Origin of the sequence: Bradyrhizobium sp. CCBAU 11434, from assembly GCF_028128895.1 — a bacterium.
GTDB classification, from domain to species: domain Bacteria; phylum Pseudomonadota; class Alphaproteobacteria; order Rhizobiales; family Xanthobacteraceae; genus Bradyrhizobium; species Bradyrhizobium zhengyangense.
In genome coordinates this window covers 1-19816 of record NZ_LBJX01000103.1, presented here as the reverse complement: position 1 = coordinate 19816, position 19816 = coordinate 1, and the positions used below count along the sequence as shown (strand labels likewise).

Genomic DNA, 19816 nt, shown 5'->3' with positions numbered 1-19816 from the left:
CGGCAGGGAGAATTGTGATGCGCATCACCGCAAAATGTTTGGCAACGACGAGCCTGGTCCTGGTGACCGCAGCGCTCGCCTCGCCCTCATGGGCCGCCGATGTGGACGCCACATCGGCCATCGACACCGTCACCGTCTATCCTGATGGCGCGACGGTCACGCGCGTGATCGCGCTCGACCTCGCCCCCGGCGACTCGACCCTGGTCGCCAAGGACTTTCCGCTTTCGCTCGATCCGTCCTCCCTCCGCGTCGAGGGCGAGGCTGGCGCCAAGCTCACCATCGGCACCATCGACGCGCGGCCGCCGCGCGCGGCGCCGCCGGTCAATCTGTCCGAACTCGATAAGCGCATTGAGGCGCTCAAGGACGAACGTGCCGACCTGCAAGGTGCGATCGATGCGGCGGCCGCCCGGCGCAAATTTGCACAGCGCTTTGCCGAAGCCTCTCCCGCCGGCCTCGGCGAGAAAGGCGAGGCGCGCCCGATCACCGAATGGCGCGCGGCGTTCACTGCGGTCGCCGAGGAAGTCGCGGCCGCTGAAACGGCGATCCGTGATGCCGCGCGAAAGCAGCGCGAGATCGATCGTCAGATCGCGCAGCTCGAAGCCGACCGATCGGCCAAGCCGCCGAACAAGCTCGAGGTGCGCATCGACGTCGCCTCGGCTACCGCAACCAAGGCGACGTTGCGCGTGACTTACAACGTCCGCAATGCGCGCTGGCTGCCGCTCTATGATGCCCGGCTCGACACCGGCGCCAAGGACCGCAAGCCGCAGCTCGAGCTGGTACGCCGCGCGGAAGTGACGCAGTCGACCGGCGAGGATTGGTCAAATGTGACGCTCGGCGTCTCCACCGTCCGTATTGCCCGCGGCGGCAGCGCACCGGAGCTGGGCTCGCTGGTGGCGCAATATCCGCAGGTGCCAAAGCCGCGCGCGCTGGGCTCGGTCGCGGATACCGCCATGCCCGCGGCGGCGCCGATGTTGAGGAAGATGGAGGCGGCACAAGACAAGGAGCAATTTGATCTGCCGGCCCAACGTGCCGACGAACAGCAAGCGGTTGCGGAGATCGGTGACTTCCAGGCGACCTTCAAAATCCCCGGCCGCGTCAGCCTTGGTGCTGCGGAAGGAGCCAAGAGCTTGCGCATCGCCTCGATGAGCGTGCCCGCTGATCTTGCGGTCCGCGCTGCACCAGTGCAGGACCCCACCGCCTTCCTCGAAGCGAGCTTCAAGCAAACCGACGATACGACGCTGTTGCCGGGTAAGGTCGCGATCTACCGTGACGGCATCTTCGTCGGCCGCGGCAAGCTTGCGGGCTCAGCCAAGGACGACATCGTGCGGCTGGGCTTCGGCGCCGATGACAAGGTCAAGGTCGAGCGCGCGGTGCTCAAGCGCAATGAAGGCTCGGCAGGCCTCCTGGTCACGACGTCGAAGACCGACGAGCGCGCGTTCAAGACCACGGTCCGCAACGGCCACGATTTCCCGATTCACGTCGCGATCGAGGACCAGCTGCCGGTCAGCGAGAATGACGAGATCGTGGTGGAGATGCTGCCCGCGACCACGCCGCCGACGGCAAAGGACATACGCGACAAGCGCGGCGTGCTGGAATGGTCGTTTGACGCCAAGCCCGGCGAAGTCCGCGACATCAACTTCGCCTGGCGCGTCCGCTGGCCGAAGGACAAGAGCATGGTGATTGTGCCGTCGGGCTAGGATCTCTTCACCTCGCCCCGCACTCTCATTTGTCATGCCCCGGCTTCATGTTTAGCCCGGAGACATGGCTGACACCTGTTCGGACACATCACTGACAGGTTGGCCATTGGTCAAGCCGGGCGATGACAGCGTGATTGTGCGACGGCTTTCTCACGTCGCCTTCAGGAAATCCGCGACCTCGAGCAGCATGAACTCGTCGTCATCAGCCTCGTTAGGGCGCAGCCGCAATCGCGCGCCGCGTCTCACACGCCTTCGTAGACCAAGCGGGTGAAGTAGCCGGGGTCGACGAGGAACTGGCCCCATCTTGCGTCAAACGCAGCCGTCGGCTTCGCGGCGACCGTCTCGTCGCGCGTCTTGCCCTGCTTCTTCAGATTGCCGACATTGTCCCGGATCGCGACGAGCATGTCGCGGAAGTCCTGGAGCTCGGCCTTGTTGCTGACGGGCTTGCCGTGACCGGGGATGATGATGGTTTCATTGTTGGCCATGGCGAGATTGGCATCGGACGCCGCGATCATGCCGTTGATGCTGCCGCCAGTCGAATAGTCGATGAAGGGATAGATGTTGTTCCAATAGGTGTCGCCGGCGTGGAGGACATTGGCTTCAGTGAACATCACCGAGATATCGCCGTCAGTGTGCGCGGGCCCGTAATATTTCAGGGCGATGGAAGCGCCGTTGACCTTGAGGTGATGATCTTTGGAAAAAACCTGGGCCGGGACAGCGTTGGCGGGCAGGGCGAGGAAATTGTAGTCCCAATCCTCGACCCGCTGGACGACGGAAAGGTGCTTGCGGGTATTCTCGTGCGCGATGATGTTCGCGCCTGCCTTGTGCAGCCATTCATTGCCGTCGGCATGGTCGAAGTGCCAGTGCGTGTTGATCAGATGCTTGATCGGCTCATTGCCGAGCTCGCTCAACGCTTTGCTAAGCCGAGGTTGAGAGACGCCGATGCCGGCATCGACCAGAAGCTTGCCGTCGGATCCGGTCAGGACGGCAATGTTGCCGCCGGATCCTTCGAGCACGCTGATATTGTTGCGCAGCTTGTAGGTTTTGATCGGTGACGTCGCCGCGCTGTCCTTGATCAGGCTGACCAGGCCGCGCGCTTCGGCGTAGGCCTGCCGCGGGCTGAGCCATCCCCCGGTTGCCGCGAACGCGGCGCCGCCGAGGCAGCACAGGCAAAAGCCGCGTCGGGACATTGAATGGAGCTTTGGCGATCCCATGCGATGCTCGCTTGCTTGTGCGACGATCTACGGTGCCAAAGATCGACCCCGCCGTATGCGCGGCAAGGTGCGACGAAAGACGTGAGTGGTCTATCAGGATTGCACGGTCGTACGCGATCGCCCGCTGCTCATCATTCCTTCACCGCGCCTGTCAGCGACGACACGTAATAGTCCACAAACAGCGAGTAGAAGATCGCAACCGGCAGGGAGCCGAGCAGCGAGCCCGCCATCAGCGCGCCCCACTGGTAGACGTCGCCGGTGACGAGCTCGGTGAGGATCGCGACTGGCACGGTCTTGTTGGCGCCGCTCTGGATGAAGGCGAGCGCATAGATGAACTCGTTCCAGGACAGCGTGAAGGAGAAGATGCCGGCGGAGATCAGCCCGGGCACGGCAAGCGGCAGCGTGATCCGTCGTAAGATCTGCAGCCGCGTCGCGCCGTCGACCAGCGCGCATTCCTCGAGCTCATAGGGGATCGATTTGAAATAGCCGATCAAGAGCCAGGTACAGAACGGCACCAGGAAGGTCGGATAGACCAGGATCAGCGCGAGCGGAGAATCGAACAGGCCGAACTGCACCACCACGGTGGCGAGCGGGATGAACAGGATCGACGGCGGCACCAGATAGGCGAGATAGATGCCGAGGCCGACATAGGGACTGCCGCGGAAGCGCAGCCGCTCGATCGCGTAGGCTGCCAGCGTGCTCGCGACCAGCGACAGCGTCGTCGCCCCGATCGCAACCATCATCGTGGTCCACAGCCAGCGCGGATAGGCGGTGTCGAACAAGAGATGCTTGACGTGAGCCAATGTCGGCGAGGAGATCCAGAACGGGTTGTGCTCCTTGTAGTTCATTAGCTCCGCGTTCGGTTTGAACGAGGTGATCGCCATCCAGTAGAACGGAAACAGCAGGATCAGCACGAAGCAGCCGAGCGGCAGGTAGATCATCATTAGTCGCCGCAGCCCGGAATCCCAGGCCATGGTCTCTGGGGCTGGTTTCGCGTCGGCGACGGAGGAGGCTGGGGCGACGGCGTCAGTCATTGGCCTCTCCCTGCTGCCATTTGCGGCGCGCCAGGCCGAAATAGGAAAACAGCGTCGCGAACACCAGGAACGGGATCATTGACACCGCGATCGCCGCGCCCTCGCCGAGCTCGCCGCCGGCGATGCCGCGCTGGAACGCCAGCGTCGCGAGCAGGTGGGTCGAGTTGACCGGGCCGCCGCGGGTGATGGCGTAGACCAGCTGGAAATCGGTGAAAGTGAAGATGATCGAGAAGGTCATGACGATGGCGAGGATCGGCATCATCATCGGGAAGGTGATGTAGCGGAAGCGCTGCCAGGCGCTGGCGCCGTCGAGCATCGCGGCCTCATAGAGCGAGGGCGAGATGGTTTGCAAGCCCGCCAACAGCGAGATCGCGACGAAGGGAATGCCGCGCCAAATATTGGCGGCGATCAGCGAGAACCGCGCCGGCCAGGGCGAGCCGAGGAAATCGATATTGCTGGTGCGCCAATGCAGCACGTCGACCAGCAGATAGGAGATGATCGAGAATTGCGGGTCGTAGATCCACCAGAACGCCAGCGCCGACAGCACCGTCGGCACGATCCAGGGCAACAGGATGATCGCGCGCAACAGGCTCTTGAACGGAAAATGGTTGTTGAGCAACAGCGCCAGCCAGAAGCCGAGCGCGAACTTCCCGAAGGTCGCAATGCCCGTATAGACCACGCTGTAGAACACCGCGTTCCACCACAGCGGATCGCTGAGCAGATACTGGAAATTATCGAGACCGACGAAGATGCCTTTCTGGCCGATCGTGGTGTCGGTGAAGGCGAGCCAGATGCCGAGTCCAAGCGGATAGGTCAGAAACACCGCGAGCAACCCGATCGCGGGCGCGAGGCACATCACGATCAGGAACGGCTTGTAGTCGAACAGGCGCACCAGCCAGTTCGCCTGCCGCTGGGCCAGCACGGGAGAGGAGAGGGTGGTCACGGACATCAGGGCGTTGTCCTGTTCTTGGGAGTCACTCCGCCGTCATTGCGAGCGAAGCGAAGCAATCCAGTCTGTCTCCGCGGTGAAAGTCTGGATTGCTTCGCAATTTTGCCACGGGCTCCTCGCAATGACGGCCTTACCTCTGCCGCCTAAAATACCGCTTGCAGCGCTGCTCGGCCTCTGCGGCTGCGGCCTCCGGCGTGGCCGCGCCGGTCGCGACCGATGCGCACATCTGGATCAGCACGTAGTCGGCGCTGACCGCGCCTGTCGCCGTCGAAATCGGACCCGCATAGCCATCGTAATAAGTGCTGTTCATGGTGTCCTTGAAGATCTTCACCTTGGGGTCCTGCGACCACACGGCGGCGTCGGCATAGGCGGCGAGCGGCTGCGCCCAATAGCCTGAGTTGGCGTTGAGCCACGGCTCGTACTGATCCTTCTCCAGCATGTATTGCAGGAAGGCCTTCGCCGCATTGGGGTACTGGCTGTGCTTGAACACCATGGCGTTCAGCGTCAGGCCCGCCATTGGGGAGATCTTGGCAACGCCCTTCGGCAGCAATTGATGTTCGGTATCGTCGGCGATTGCCTTGGTCGCCGGATCGTTCTTCAGGGAGAAATAGAGCGAGACGCCGTTGGCGGTCAGCGCGATCTCCTGCGCGGCATAGGCACGGTTGTTGCTGACATCGTTCCACGACGTCGTGCCGGCGATGAAGGTGGGATAGAGCTGCTTGACCCAGTTCAGCGCGGCGATCGTCTCCTTGCTGTTGATGATGACGTTGCCCTCTTCGTCGAGCAGGGCGGCGTTGTGCGACCACAGCGCCCAGCTGGCAAAGCCGTTGCCGTCGCCCTTGGCGTTGCCGAGCGCGAAGCCCGCGGGCTTGCCGGCCTTTTGCAGCTTCTGGCAGAGATCGACGATGCCGGCATGGTCTTCCGGCACCTTGTCGAAGCCGACCGATTGCAGGATCGACTTGCGATAGACCAGGGGACCTGCGGTGGCGCCGAAGGGCAATCCGATCCAGGTGTCGCTCTTGTTCTTCTTGCCGTAACGCTGTGCCAGCGGCAGCCAGCCGCCATATTTCTTGCCGGCATAATCGGCGACGTCGGTCAGCTCGACCAGCTTGTCGATATAGATGTGCGGCGCGTCGGAGAAGCCAATGATGATGTCGGGGCCGGCGCCGGAATTGGCTGTGACCGCGGTCTGCTGGGCGATGTCCTCCCAGCCGACGAAATCGACCTTGACCTCGACGCCGGTCTCCTTGGTGAATTTGGCCGCATTGGCGCGGAACACGTCCTCGTCGGCCTGGACGAAGCGGACCGGCCGCAGCATGCGCAGGCTTGCGCCCTTCTCGATCGGCAGTTTCGGAGCGGGGATGTCCGCGGCCTTGATCGCGGATTGAGCGTGCGCTGCAACACCAGTGGCAGCGACCGTTGCAGCGGATAGGCCCAGCGCCAAGGCATCACGACGTGTGATGTCGTTCCTCATCAGTTCCTCCCTGTCATGTTTCCCTTCCCGGCGTTGATCGCCGGTGAAGGGCCGTTTCGGACTTTCGGCGCAATTTCGCGCCGGCCGTCTTAGCTGTTCGGTCCGCGATCCATGCCGACGGGTTGCCAGCGGCGGAGTTCGGTATCTTGCAGCACCGACGGATTGACACAGCTTACCGGCCACATGCCCTGAAGCACCAGTGACAATTCGTAGCCTACGCGGCGCTTGCGCGCCTCGTCGAACCGTGCCGAGGCCGAGGCGACGTGGGCGGTCAGGGTCACGTTCTCCATGCTCAGAATCGGGTTGTTGTGCGAAGGCGGTTCCCTCTCCAGCACGTCGAGGGCGGCGTGCGCGATCCAGCCCTCCTGCAGCGCCTTGATCAGGCTTTCCTCGTCGACCGTGGCGCCGCGCCCGGTGTTGATGAAGATCGAGCCCTTCTTCATCTGCCGGAAATGCTTCTCGGTCAGCATGTGATGCACTTCGGGCCGGGCGGGGGCGTGCATCGAGACGAAGTCGGATTGCGACAGCACCTCGTTCAGCGTCGCCGGGATGACGCCGTGGTCCCACATCAGGGTTTCCTGGATGAAAGGATCGTAAGCCATCATGCGCAGGCCGAACGGAGCTGCGCGCTTCGCAACCGCACGCGCGACGCGGCCGAACGAGATGAAGCCGAGCGTTTGGCCCATCAGTCGTGGAACCTTCAGCAGCGCGGGCCGGCCCTCGGCCCAGCGCCCGGAGCGCACCATCTTGTCCTGCTCGACCAGGCGGCGGAAACCTGACAGCAGCAGCATCATGGCGTGGTCGGCGACTTCCTCGATGAAGGTGTCGGGAATGTTGGTGACGGGAATGCCGCGGGCGGTCGCCGCCTTGACGTCAACGCTGTCGACGCCGACAGAGCCGAGCGTGATGACCTTGCAGCCCTCCAGCGCGTCGATGATGGTCTTGGTGATCGGCATGCCCTTCGCGTAGATCGCGTCGGCATTCTTCGCGGCGGCGATGAACTCGGCCTCGTTGGCCGGTGCCTCGACGATCTCGGCATCGATCGGATCGAGCGCCTCGCGCTCGTACGAATAGTCGCTGCCGGCGACCGTGAAGCTCGCGCCCTTCGGCGTCACCACCCTGTATTTCGGCATTTTCTGCTCCCGATTTTGTTTGTCGGTTCTTGTTGCGACCCGCACCTTCTGGGGGGGCCTTTGCGTCTTTTACGCGAAATCGACGGGAGTGCGTACAATTCCCGGTTGTCGCTCCAGCGATTATTTGCCGTTTTTGCCGGCGTCGTCCGGGCTTCTACGGAGGCCTGTAAGGAACTTGCTAAGGGGTCGCCCCCTAAAGATTGATTCAAATCGATCGATTCACTCGCGCGCCCGCATCCCTTTTTCTCCGGAGCCCATCCCGTGAAGTTGAGCAATTTGAAGATCGTCCCCAAGCTTGGCATCCTTGTCGGCGTCACCTTGTTCGGCCTGTGCATCTCCGGAGTCCTGGCCGGCTACCTGATGAAGCAGGAGATGGTGAGCGCCCGTATCGATCAGACCAAGGCGATCGTCGATCTCGGCCGCAACTACGCGGCTGCGCTGAAGAAGCGTGTCGACGCCGGCGAGCTGACGAAGGACGCGGCCATGGCCGAGCTCCGTCGCTACGGCAATGCGATGACCTACGATAACGGTTCGGGCTATCTGTTCGGTACGTCCTATGACGGCATCACCCAGCTCGCGCCCGATCCGAAGCAGATCGGCACCAACCGCATGGACGTCGTGACCAACGGCCGCAAGCTGTCGGTCGAGCTGATGGAGGGCGTCAAGGCCAACGGCTCGATCCTGCTGTACTATGAATATGTGAAGCCCGGCCAGCCAACGCCGATCCGCAAGATCGGCTACGCGGTGGCCGTTCCCGGCTTCGACATGTATCTCGGCACCGGCGCCTATCTTGAGGACATCGACGCCAAGATGGGCCCGGTCTACTGGCTGCTCGGCCTTGCCGTGCTCGGCATCGTCATCGTTGCCGGTAGCGTCGCCTGGTTGCTCGGTCGCAGCATCAGCCGTCCGCTCGCCTTGCTTGGTGCCCGCATGAAGGATCTCGCCGACGGCAAGCTTGACGGCGACATTCCCGGCGTCGGCCGTGGCGACGAGGTCGGCGCGATGGCTTCGACCGTCCAGATCTTCAAGGACAACGCAGTCCGCATCCGCGAGATCGAGAAGAGCGAGCAGGACGCCAAGGATCGCTCCGCGGCGGACCGTCGCCGCGCGATGGAAGATATCGCCAGCGACTTCGAACGCAGCGTCAACGGCATCGTCCGCTCGGTCTCCTCGGCCGCAGCCGGCATGCAGTCGACGGCGCAGTCGATGACCGCGACCGCCAGCGACGCCTCCTCGCGCGCCGCGACGGTCGGCGCCGCCTCGCAAAAGGCCTCCGGCAATGTCGGCACGGTCGCGGCCGCCGCCGAAGAGCTGTCGAGCTCGGTGACAGAAATCTCCCGCCAGGTGACGCGCTCGACCGAGGTCGCGAGCCGGGCCGTCAGCGACGCCGAGCGCACCAATGCCACGGTGCAGGAGCTCTCGACCGGCGCCGAAAAGATCGGTGAGGTCGTCAAGCTCATTCACTCGATCGCGGCGCAGACCAACCTGCTTGCGCTCAACGCCACCATCGAGGCGGCGCGCGCCGGCGAATCCGGCCGCGGCTTCGCCGTCGTCGCCTCCGAGGTGAAGGCGCTGGCCAACCAGACCGCCAAGGCGACCGAGGAAATCTCCGCCCAGGTCGCGGCGATGCAGACCTCGACCAGCGATGCGGTCGCGGCGATCGGCGGCATCACCCAGACCATCGCCGAGATGAGCGAAATCACCGCCGGCATTTCGGCCTCGATCGAGCAGCAGGGCGAAGCGACCCGCGAGATCGCGCGCAACATCCAGTCGGTCGCGGCCGGCTCGAGCGAGATCAACGCCCATATCGGCAGCGTCACCTCGGCCGCGGAAGCGACCGGCACCGCCGCCGGCGACGTGCTGACCAACGCCCGCGAGCTGGATCACCAGTCCGGCGCGCTGCGCAGCGCGGTGGACGGTTTCCTCGCCAAGGTTCGCGCGGCGTAAGCTTTTCGCGTTGGGTTGTGTTGGGTGGGCAAAGACGCGAAGCGTCGTGCCCACCTTTTCCTTTTGAGGCGCGAAATTACTTCACCGCCGAACCCTGGCGCGAGGCGATGACGACGCCGGCGAGCACCAGCGCGTAGCCGATCAGGTGAAACGGCTGGAGCTTTTCGCCGAGCAGCAGGATCGCCATCGCCGAGCCGAACACCGGCACCAGATGGAAGAACGGCGCGGCGCGGTTCGGCCCGATCAATGCGACGCCGCGGTTGAAGAAGAGATAGGCGAGCGTCGAGGGGAAGATCAGGATCCAGCCGAGCGTCATCAGCGTCACGGTGTCGAACTGCAGCACCCGGCCGCTCCATCCCTCCCAGATCGCCGTCGGCAGCAGTATGAAAGCGCCGCAGCAGGTGGTGAATGACAGGAAAGAGAGCTGATGAACCTTCGGCCGCCGCGGGATGAAGGCGGAGTAGAGCCCGAACGCGACCAGCGAAGAGGCGAACATGATGTCGCCCCGGTTGAACGAGATGCTCGCCAGCGCCGCCAGATCGCCGCGCAGGATGATGATGAGCACGCCGGCCAGCGAGATCGCGATGCCGGCGAGTTGCCCAGCCGTCAGCCGCACGCCAAACAACACCAGCGACCACAGCGCCACGAATAGGGGACCTGCCGACTGGATCAGCAGCGCGTTCAGCGCCTCGGTATATTGCAGCGCCCAGTACGAGATCGCGTTGTTGAAGGCGAAGCCGACCAGCGACAGGAACAGCATCAGCGGCAGGCTCTTGCGCAACGCCGGCCAGTCGCGCTTCAGATGCGGCCAGGAGAACGGCAGCAGGAGAAGGAACACGCCGAACCAGCGGATCGTCGTCACCGTCAGTGGCGGCACATGCGCGCCGACATGGCGGGCGATCACGATGTTGCCGGCCCAGAACAGCGAGCTCAGGCTGAGCAGCAGATAAGGCTGGTTGTTGAGCCAGCTGGCCGGATTGGCGGCGGTTGGCGCGGGCGATGCAATCGTCATTGGCGTCACGCACAACCATGCGCCGGATGGTCGTCATGACACAAGGCCCGCCGCCGCAATGCTACAATGCAGTCAAATCCTGAGGAGGTGCCATTGGCGGTCAATATGTTGAACATCCAGGGCCTGGAAGGGCTCGACCAGCACGCGCCGGTGGTGATGCTGAATCTGATGCGTTTCCACGCCCGTTCGCGCGATGGCGACGGGTCCGGCTGGGATGCCTATTTGCGCTACAGCGCGATCACCGTGCCCATGATCAAGGCGCGAGGCGGCACGCTGCTGTGGACCGGCGAGGCCAAGGCGATCGCGCTCGGCCCGCACGCGGGCGACAAATGGGATTTCGTCGCGCTGGTCTCCTATCCGTCCGTCGCGGCGTTCCTCGACATGATGACGTCGCAAGCCTACGAGCGTGATGCCGATCCGCATCGCGTCAACGGCTGTGCCGAGCATGTGATCATCGCCACGAGCGAGGCGTACAGCAAGTTCAAGGTGAGCTAGTCGCCTGCTTCCGCGATGCCACGAAAACGCCGGACAGCACCAGCGCGAAGCCGATGAAGTGGAAGGCCTGCGGCAGTTCGCCGAGGAAGACCATGGCCATGATCGAGCCGAACACCGGCACGACATGGAAGAACGGCGCGGCGCGGTTGGCGCCGATCAGGCGGACGCCGCGGTTGAAGCAGAGATAGGCGAGTGTCGAGGGAAATACCGAGACGTAGAACAGCGTGAGCAGGTTCGGCCCGTCGAGCTTCATGACCGGGCGCGCGGACAATTCCCAGATCTCCAGCGGAATGAGACACGCGGCACCGGCGCCGAAGGTGAAGGCGAGGAACGACAGCCCGTGGATCGGCGGCCGCTTGAGGGTCAGCACCGAATAGAGCGCGAAGATGATCAGCGCGACGATGAAGATCAGGTCGCCCTTGTTGAAGGCGATGTTCGACAGCGTGGTGAGATCGCCGTGCAGCAGGATGATCAGCACGCCGCACATCGAGAGCAGCACGCCGAAGGCCTGCGCGCGCGTGAGCCTGATTCCGAGGATGACCAGCGACCAGAGCGCCACGATCAGGGGTGCAGCTGACTGCAACAGAAGTGTATTGAGCGCCTGGGTATGCTCCAGCGCCCAATATTGCAGGGTATTGAAGGCGCCGATGCCGGTGATCGACAGCACGATCATCAGACCGAGCTTGTCGCGGATGGCCGGCCAGTCCTGGGCGAGGTGCTTCCAGGCGAACGGCAGCACCAGCAGGAAGGCGAAGCTCCAGCGCAGGAAGGACAGCGTCACCGGCGGGATGTGGCCGGCGGCGAGCCGCCCCACAACCGCATTGCCCGCCCAGCACATCGCGGTGATGCTGAGCAGGAGATAAGGCTGGTTGGCGATCCAGCTGTGGCCCGATGATTCGGCGCTCGTGGTCTGGCCGGTAGCGGACATTGTAATTGTTATGGCCCCGCGTCATGCACCGAGGCTCCCGGCCCGGCCCTGCCCAAAGACACGGAAACGCGCCCGATATCAATGGCGCGCGGCGCATCGCCATCATGCGCAGGACGGTGCAACAGGAACCTCAGCCGGTCGGTCCCGTGCGGATCGCGAACGGCTTCAGCAGCTCGGCGCAGCCGAGATAGACGACGACGAGAAGGGCAATGCCGGCCATCATGATCGGCGGCGGCGCGACGAAGCCGAACCAGGTCCCGAGCGGCGTGAACGGCAGAGCGATCGCGGCGAGCAGGGCGATCAGCGAAGACGCCGCAAGCACGGGATCGGGCCAGTTGCGCCAGGGCCGTCCATAGGTGCGGATGACGAAGATCACCAGGATCTGCGTCGCCATGGATTCGACGAACCAGGCGGTGCGAAATTCGTCCGGCGAGGCCTTGAACAAATAAAGCAGCGCGCCAAAGGTGAGAAAGTCGAACACCGACGACAGCGGCCCCATGATCGCGGCAAAGCGCACCAGCCGCGACATGCTCCACACCTGCGGCTTCGCCGTTGCCTGCGTCGAGACCCGGTCGAAGGGAATGCCGAGCTCGGAGAGGTCGTAGAGCAGGTTGTTGAGCAGGATCTGCGTCGGCAGCATCGGCAGGAACGGCAGCGCGATCGAGGCCGCCGCCATCGACAGCATGTTGCCGAAATTCGAGCTCGCGCCCATGCGGACATATTTGAGGATGTTGGCGAAGGTGCGCCGACCTTCCTCGACGCCGTCGGCGACGACTTCGAGATCCGACGCCAGCAGGATCATGTCGGCAGCGGCCTGCGCCACACCGGTGGCGCCGTCGACCGAAAGGCCGACATCGGCAACCTTCAGGGCCGGTGCGTCGTTGATGCCGTCGCCGAGGAAGCCGACCACATCGCCGCCGGCCTGAAGCGCCTTCACGATGCGCGATTTCTGGTCCGGCGCGAGCCGGCCGAACGCATCGGCGGAGCGCACCTGCACCGCAAGCGCCTCGTCGCTGAGCTCGGCAATGTCGGCTCCCGACAGCACGCGCTCGGCGTTGAGCCCGACCAGACCGGCGAGCCGCTTCACCACCACCGGATGGTCCCCCGAGAGGATCTTCAAGCTCACGCCGCCCGCCGCGAGCCGGGCGATCGCGGCCGCGGCCGTCGGCTTCGGCGGATCGGCGAAGGCGCAGAGACCTTCGAAGACGAGGTCGGTTTCGTCGTCGGTCTCGACCTCGCGCAGCGCGCCGCTCCAGGCCCGCGAGGCGATGGCCACGGTGCGCAGGCCCTCGGTTGCGAGCGCGTGGACGCGGGCCATTGCCGCGTCGCGCGCATGTTGGTCCATCGTGCACAATTCCAGCACGGCCTCCGGCGCGCCCTTGACGATCAGTCGCGCCCCTTCGGGGCCGGTTGCGAGCACCGATCCCAGCCGGCGTGAAAAATCGAAAGCCTGCCGTCCGGCGAGCGTCCAGCCTTGAGCAGCCTCCGGTCGGCCGGCGACGAGGGCGGCATCGAGCGCGCCACGGTCGCCGCCGAGCGAGGCAGCGATGGCGCCGAGCCGCGCGGCGCGTGCGTCGTCCTTGCCGGCGGCATCGAGGCTTCTGGCGAGCGTGATCTCGGCCGATGTCAGCGTACCCGTCTTGTCCGTGCACAGAACGGTCATGGCGCCGAGGTCGTGGATGGCGGCGAGCCGCTTCACGATCACCTTGCGCCCGGCCATGCGCAGCGCACCGCGCGACAGCGTCACCGTCGTGATCATCGGCAGCAGTTCCGGCGTCAGTCCGACCGCAAGCGCGACGGCGAACAGGAGGGAATCGAGCACGGGGCGGCCGAACACGACGCGGATGGTGAGCACGACCAGCACCAGGGCCAGCGTGGCGCGCGCGATTACGAGGCCGAATTCGCGCAGATCGCGTTCGAAGGGAGAGGGCGCCTGTGTCTCGGCGAGCGCGGAGGCCGCCGCGCCGAACACGGTGTCGCGGCCGGTCCTGACCACGAGCGCGATCGCTTCGCCGGTTTGCGCGACGGCGCCGCGGAACAGCGCATTCGAGGTGTCGTCGGGGCTGGCGCATGGTCCGGCGCGTTTCTGCACCGGATAGGGCTCGCCGGTGAGCGCGGCTTCTCCTGCGGTAAAGGCGGTGCTTTCCAGGATCAGCGCGTCGGCGGGGATGATGTCGCCGGCGCGGACGCGCAGCAGATCGCCGGGCACGACGTGCTCGACATCGATGTCGACAAACGCGCCGTCGCGGCTGACCTCGGCCTTCAGGGCCACCGAGCGGCGAAGAATCTCGGCGGCGCGGACCGCGTGTCCCTCTTGGATGGTGTCGAGGCCGATCGAGAGCGCGAGGATCAGGACGATGATGAGGCCGCCGATCTCGTCGCCGGTCAGCATCGAGATGATGCCGGCCACCAGAAGGATCAGCGACAACGGTTCGAGCAGCCGCCGCAGGATCGCGCGCGCCGCGCCCTCGATGCGCGGCGGTGCGTCGGTGTTCAGCCCGAAACGGTCGAGCCGTTCGTCGGCTTCCGTCGCAGACAGACCGGTGAGCCCGCAGCCCAGTCGGCTGCAAAGCTCCGGGGGTGACAGACGCCAGAAATTGGTGTCGGCGCGGGTTGAACTGTCCAGCAAGCGAAGCTCCCGGTTTCAGGGCGTCTTGTGGCGGCCAGATGCCCCTAAATTCGGCGTAACCTATTGACCTAAAGCAATCTCGATTCCCGACGACACGTTAGCGTCGCGAACAGTCACCCCGGCTTTGCCGGGCCAGCAATCGAAATCGAGACGTGAATCCCCGCTAGCGCGGCGCGATTCGCATGGCGTTGTCATGGTCGAGCAAACAATCACCCTGCCGCAGCATAAGAGCCGGCTTTCCGTCGCGGCGCTATGGTCGGGGTTCCTCGCTCACAAATGGTTCATCCTCGCGGTCGCAGTCCTGCTGGCTCTCGGGGCCTGGCAAAGCGTGCGCATGATTCTGGGACCGGCGGTCGTCGTCGATGAGGCGAGGCGCGGCCGCCTGATCGAGACGGTGGTGGCGAGCGGCCATGTCGAGACACCGTACCGGGTCGAGATCGGCAGCCAGATCACCGGCACGGTGCAAGAGGTACTGGTGCAGGAAGGCGAGAAGGTCAGCAAGGGCCAGCCGCTGATTTCGCTGGAGTCGCGCGAATTGAACGCAGCCGTGGTGCAGGCGCACGGCGCGGTGGCGCAGGCCGAGGCCCGCATCAGGCAGCTCGAGGAACTGACGCTGCCCTCGGCGAGGGAAGCGCTGACGCAGGCGAATGCGACCTTGCGAAACGCGCAGCAGACTTACGACCGCACAGCGCAGCTCGAGCACAACGGCTATGCGACGCGCGCGGCGCTCGACGATGCGCAGAAGACACTCGATGTCGCCAGCGCGGCGAAGCGCTCGGCCGAGTTTCAGGTCTATACTGCCAGCCCCGGCGGCAGCGATTACGTGATGGCGCAGACGCAGGCCAATCAGGCGCGCGCCAATCTCGACACGGCGGAATCCCGGCTCGGCTATGCCACGATCGCAGCGCCCCGTGACGGCGTCCTGATCACGCGCAGCGTCGAGCGCGGCACCGTGGTGCAGCCTGGCAAGGCGCTGCTCGTGCTCGCGCCCGTCGGCGACGCGCAGCTCGTGCTGCAGATCGATGAACGCAATCTGGGCAAGATCGCGCTCGGGCAGAAGGCGCTCGCCTCGGCGGACGCCTATCCGGACCGGCGCTTCGCCGCAGCGATCACCTACATCAATCCCGGCGTCGACATTTCGCGCGCCTCGGTCGAGGTGAAGCTGACGGTCGCCGACGCACCGGACTATCTGCGGCAGGACATGACTGTCTCGGTTGATATCGAAGTGGCTGCACGCGACGATGCGCTGATCCTGCCGCTGCGCTCGGTGCACGACGTCTTGTCGGGAAATCCCTGGGTGCTCGGCATCAAGGACGGGCGCGCGGCCCAAAGGCCCGTGAAGATCGGCCTGCACGGCAACAGCCAGGTCGAGATCACCGACGGACTCGCTGCCGGCGATGTCGCGATCCCGCAAAGCTCCGGCGTTCTGACCGGCCAGCGCGTGCGGCCCGTACGGCAATGAACCGCTGGCTGCCGTTCGAATGGACCATGGCCGTGCGCTTTCTGCGCGAAGGCCGGCTCCAGACCATCTTCATCATCGGCGGCATCTCGATCGGCGTCGGTGTCATCGTCTTCATGTCGGCGATGCTTGCGGGGCTGCAGGCAAACTTCATCAAGCGCGTGCTGACCTCGCAGCCGCAAATCCAGTTGCTCACGCCGGATCAGGTTGCGCGTCCGCTGCGCAACGGCGCAGGCGAGATCGAGGACGCGGTGGTGCAACGTCCGAGCCAGCGGGTGATCTCGATCGACCAATGGCCGAAGATCAGGGCCCAGATGCAGGCGATGCCCGAGGTCGTCGCGGTGTCGCCGACGATCCTCGGCTCGGTGCTCGCGGTGCGCGGCGATGCCAGCCGCTCCGTGAATCTGTCGGGCGTCGAACCGGATTCCTATTTCAAGATCGTCAAGGTGCCGGACTATATCGTTGCCGGCGAGCCGCGCCTGACCAGCGAGGACATCATCATTGGCATCGAGCTGGCGAAGGACCTGGGCGCCGCAGTCGGCGACAAGATCAATGTCCGCGCCGCCTCCGGCGCGACCCGCGTGCTCACGATTTCCGGCCTCGTCGATCTCGGCAACAAGAGCGTCAACCAGCGCGTCTGCTACGCCGCGCTCCGCACCGCGCAATCACTGCTCGGCATGATCGGGGGCATCACCACGATCGACATCACGGTCGGCGACATCTACGCAGCCGAAGACATAGCCCAGCGCATCCAGGCTGCCAACGTCGTCGAGGCCGACAGCTGGATCAAGACCAATGCGCAGTTCTTCACCGCGGTTCAGGCCCAGCAGAACACCAACACCCTGATTCGATTGTTCGTCGGACTTTCGGTCGCGTTCGGCATCGCCGCCGTGCTGGTGGTTTCGGTGATTCAGCGCTCCAAGGATATCGGCATCCTGCGCGCGATGGGGACATCGCGCGGCCAGATCCTGCGTGTGTTCCTGGTGCAGGGCGGCCTGCTCGGCTTCGTCGGTTCGCTGTTCGGCGCGGCGTTGGGCGCGTTCGCGCTGGTCTATTGGCACTCGGTCGCGCGCCAGGCCGACGGCACCGAATTGTTTCCGCTGATCCTGGAGCGGAGCCTGTTCGCCTACACGGCGCTGCTTGCCACCGTCACCGGCCTTCTGGCTGCGATGGCGCCTGCGGTCCGCGCCGCGAAACTCGATCCCGTGGTGGCGATCCGTGGCTAGCGAAATCCTCCGCCTCGAGAACGTGTGCAAGGCCTACAATGTCGGCCTGCCGACCGAAACAGAGGTGCTGCATGGCATCGACCTCGAACTAGACCATGGCGAGTTCCTGGCGCTGATCGGCCCTTCGGGCTCGGGCAAGAGCACGCTGCTCAACATCGTCGGCCTGCTCGACCAGCCGACATCGGGCCGGCTGCTGATCAAGGGCCGGGACATCGCTGATCTCGGCGACACCGAGATCACCCATCTGCGCGGGCACACCATCGGCTTCGTCTTCCAATACCATCTCCTGATCTCGGCCTTCACCGCGCGGGAGAACGTCATGATGCCGATGCTGGCCGATCGCGGCTTTGCATCGGCGGACATCGAGGCGCGGGCCGACCGGCTGCTGGCTCAGGTCGGGCTGGAGAAATTCGCCGGCAACCTCGCCAACAACATGTCGGGCGGACAGCAGCAGCGGGTGGCCGTGGCGCGGGCCCTGGCGATGAGCCCGGATCTCGTGCTTGCGGACGAGCCGACCGGCAATCTCGACACCAAATCGGCCGACGCCGTGTTCGAGCTGATGCGGCAGGTCAACCGCGAGAGCGGTACGAGCTTCCTGCTCGTCACCCACAATATGGATCTGGCCCGGCGCTGCGACCGCATCATCGAAGTGGTCGACGGCCGCATCCGCGCCTAACGTCGTAGAAGGCGCCCGATAAGGCGGATTTTTAGGGGATATCAAGGGCTTGGATCGCACCTTGGGCCCGAAAAAAGCCCCGTTCTTGCTTGCCTAGAGAGGCTGCTTCCTTTATCCGGTGGGGCTGCCTCGCGTGCGAACGGCCTTGGGCCGGGACTTCGGCTGGGCGCAGGCATGATTCCGGAAGAGTGGGTCCCGGTTTTCCGTTTGGATCGTGCCTTTTACAGAGAAATTCTTCGAAGGATTACCCGCGAATGGCCAATGTTGTCGTCGTCGGCGCCCAGTGGGGCGACGAAGGAAAGGGCAAGATCGTCGACTGGTTGTCGGAACAGGCGGACATCGTCGCGCGCTTTCAGGGCGGCCATAACGCCGGCCACACGCTGGTCATCAATGGCGAGACCTACAAGCTCGCGCTGTTGCCCTCGGGCGTGCTGCGCCCGTCGAAGCTGGCGGTGATCGGCAACGGCGTGGTGTTCGATGCGCAGGCCTTCCTCGACGAGGTCACCAAGCTGCGCGGCCAGGGCGTTGCGGTCGGCCCGGAGAATCTGCGCGTTGCCGAGAACGTGACCCTGATCCTGCCGCTCCATCGCGAGCTCGATGCGCTTCGTGAATCGTCCAATTCGGCGACCGCGATCGGCACCACGCGGCGCGGCATCGGCCCGGCCTATGAGGACAAGGTTGGCCGCCGCGCGATCCGTCTGATGGACCTCGCCGACCTCGACACGCTCCCACACAAGATCGATCGTCTCCTCGCGCACCACAACGCGCTGCGTCGCGGCCTCAACCTGCCGGAGTTCGACGGCAACGAGATCCTGAAGGAACTCAGCGCGCTGGCGCCGCAGCTGCTGCCTTATGCGGAGACTGTCTGGCGCCTGCTCGATACCGAGCGGCGTGCCGGCAAGCGGATCCTGTTCGAAGGCGCGCAGGGCGCGCTGCTCGACGTCGACCACGGCACCTACCCTTACGTCACCTCGTCCAACACGGTGGCGGCGCAGGCCGCGACCGGAACGGGGCTCGGCCCGAACGCGGTCGGCTACGTGCTCGGCATCTGCAAGGCCTATACGACCCGCGTCGGCCAGGGGCCGTTCCCGACCGAGCTCTTGAACGAGATCGGCGAGGAGATCGGCCGCAGAGGTCGCGAGTTCGGGGTCAATACCGGACGCAAGCGCCGCTGCGGCTGGTTCGATGCCGTGCTGGTCCGCCAGACCGTGCGGACCTGCGGCATCACCGGCCTGGCGCTCACCAAGCTCGACATTCTCGATGGCTTCGACACGATCGAGGTCTGCGTCGGCTACAAGCTCGACGGCAAGGAGATCGATTATTTCCCGGCCGGTGAAGGCGCGCAGGCCCGGGTCGAGCCGATCTACGAGACCATCGAGGGCTGGAAGGAGCCGACCGCGGGCGCGCGGTCCTGGGCGCAGCTGCCGGCCCAGGCCATCAAATACGTCCGCCGTATCGAGGAATTGGTGGGATGCCCGGTCGCTCTGCTTTCCACCAGCCCCGAACGCGAGGATACTATCCTGGTGCAAAACCCGTTTGAGGCTTAACGATCTCTTACCAGGACGCGGGTATAGTTGAGTAGAAATGGCTGATTACTATCCGCTGATCGCCCGCGCTATTGCGGCCCTGGACCCCAACGCTCCCGGCGAGAGCCGGCGCGCGCTCTATGAACGGGCGCGCACGGCGCTGATCGCGCAACTGCGCAGCGTGCAGCCGCCGCTCTCCGAATCCGAGATCACCCGCGAGCGGCTGTCGCTGGAAGAGGCCGTCCGCAAGGTCGAATCGGAGGCCGCCCAGCGTGCCCGCGAGGCCTCACGCCCCGCCGGCGGTGCTGCCCGCAGTGGCGGCAGCGGCGATGCGTTCCGCCGGGCCAGCGCCCGCGCGACTGAAAACAACCCGCCCCCATCCGCTCAGCCGGCTGCGCCGCCGCGCGCGCGTCCGGC

15 protein-coding genes and 1 pseudogene are annotated in these 19816 nt (G+C 64.9%); 8 read left to right on the top strand and 8 right to left on the bottom strand.

The features are described 5' to 3' along the window. Positions 1-17 precede the first annotated feature (17 nt). Positions 18-1697: a mucoidy inhibitor MuiA family protein gene (locus tag XI06_RS40175; protein ID WP_237872596.1), complete on the top strand. Its 1680-nt coding sequence runs from the start codon at positions 18-20 to the stop codon at positions 1695-1697. A gap of 242 nt (positions 1698-1939) precedes the next feature. Here the strand turns inward: XI06_RS40175 and XI06_RS40170 are convergent, their stop codons facing one another. The 5 genes from XI06_RS40170 to XI06_RS40150 all read right to left on the bottom strand — a co-directional run bounded on the left by XI06_RS40170 (position 1940) and on the right by XI06_RS40150 (position 7501). Continuing rightward, on the bottom strand, positions 1940-2911 hold the full coding sequence (locus XI06_RS40170; RefSeq protein ID WP_237872594.1) for an MBL fold metallo-hydrolase: 972 nt from the start codon (positions 2909-2911) through the stop codon (positions 1940-1942). A 131-nt stretch (positions 2912-3042) separates the two neighbouring features. After that, on the bottom strand, positions 3043-3885 hold the full coding sequence (locus XI06_RS40165; protein WP_237863342.1) for a carbohydrate ABC transporter permease: 843 nt from the start codon (positions 3883-3885) through the stop codon (positions 3043-3045). 52 nt (positions 3886-3937) lie between these two features. Beyond that, on the bottom strand, positions 3938-4894 hold the full coding sequence (locus tag XI06_RS40160) for a carbohydrate ABC transporter permease (protein WP_271607826.1): 957 nt from the start codon (positions 4892-4894) through the stop codon (positions 3938-3940). Positions 4895-5024: 130 nt separating this feature from the next. Beyond that, positions 5025-6368: an ABC transporter substrate-binding protein gene (locus tag XI06_RS40155; protein ID WP_237872592.1), complete on the bottom strand. Its 1344-nt coding sequence runs from the start codon at positions 6366-6368 to the stop codon at positions 5025-5027. A gap of 89 nt (positions 6369-6457) precedes the next feature. Next, positions 6458-7501, bottom strand: coding sequence for a C-terminal binding protein (locus tag XI06_RS40150; protein WP_271607825.1), 1044 nt, complete (start codon positions 7499-7501; stop codon positions 6458-6460). A gap of 261 nt (positions 7502-7762) precedes the next feature. Here XI06_RS40150 and XI06_RS40145 point away from each other — a divergent pair, with 261 nt between their 5' ends. Next, positions 7763-9448: a methyl-accepting chemotaxis protein gene (locus XI06_RS40145; protein ID WP_237862894.1), complete on the top strand. Its 1686-nt coding sequence runs from the start codon at positions 7763-7765 to the stop codon at positions 9446-9448. A gap of 76 nt (positions 9449-9524) precedes the next feature. Here the strand turns inward: XI06_RS40145 and XI06_RS40140 are convergent, their stop codons facing one another. Continuing rightward, positions 9525-10460, bottom strand: coding sequence for a DMT family transporter (locus tag XI06_RS40140; RefSeq protein ID WP_237872588.1), 936 nt, complete (start codon positions 10458-10460; stop codon positions 9525-9527). Between the two features lie 93 nt (positions 10461-10553). Here XI06_RS40140 and XI06_RS40135 point away from each other — a divergent pair, with 93 nt between their 5' ends. After that, positions 10554-10955 carry a DUF1330 domain-containing protein gene (locus tag XI06_RS40135; RefSeq protein WP_271607824.1) on the top strand — a complete coding sequence of 134 codons (402 nt, stop codon included), beginning with the start codon at positions 10554-10556 and terminating at the stop codon, positions 10953-10955. Here XI06_RS40135 and XI06_RS40130 read toward each other — a convergent pair. Further along, a complete protein-coding gene (locus XI06_RS40130; protein ID WP_271607823.1) occupies positions 10942-11883 on the bottom strand; it encodes a DMT family transporter in 942 nt (313 codons plus the stop codon). The genes XI06_RS40135 and XI06_RS40130 overlap by 14 nt on opposite strands. 130 nt (positions 11884-12013) lie before the next feature. Beyond that, entirely contained in the window at positions 12014-14512 is a 2499-nt protein-coding gene (mgtA, locus tag XI06_RS40125; protein WP_442869495.1) for a magnesium-translocating P-type ATPase, read from the bottom strand. Positions 14513-14705: 193 nt separating this feature from the next. On the opposite strand from mgtA, the gene XI06_RS40120 reads away from it, so the two are divergent. The 5 genes and pseudogenes from XI06_RS40120 to XI06_RS40100 all read left to right on the top strand — a co-directional run. After that, a complete protein-coding gene (locus tag XI06_RS40120) occupies positions 14706-15974 on the top strand; it encodes an efflux RND transporter periplasmic adaptor subunit (RefSeq protein WP_237862890.1) in 1269 nt (422 codons plus the stop codon). Next, positions 15971-17197 carry an ABC transporter permease gene (locus XI06_RS40115; RefSeq protein WP_237862889.1) on the top strand — a complete coding sequence of 409 codons (1227 nt, stop codon included), beginning with the start codon at positions 15971-15973 and terminating at the stop codon, positions 17195-17197. Before XI06_RS40120 ends, XI06_RS40115 begins: the two co-directional genes overlap by 4 nt. Then, complete coding sequence (locus XI06_RS40110) at positions 17190-17873, top strand: ABC transporter ATP-binding protein (protein WP_237862888.1); 684 nt, start codon at positions 17190-17192, stop codon at positions 17871-17873. The genes XI06_RS40115 and XI06_RS40110 overlap by 8 nt, the downstream gene beginning before the upstream one ends. 254 nt (positions 17874-18127) lie before the next feature. Further along, on the top strand, positions 18128-19420 hold the full coding sequence (locus XI06_RS40105) for an adenylosuccinate synthase (protein ID WP_237862887.1): 1293 nt from the start codon (positions 18128-18130) through the stop codon (positions 19418-19420). Positions 19421-19457: 37 nt separating this feature from the next. Beyond that, a pseudogene (locus XI06_RS40100) lies at positions 19458-19816 on the top strand (hypothetical protein); the annotation flags it as partial.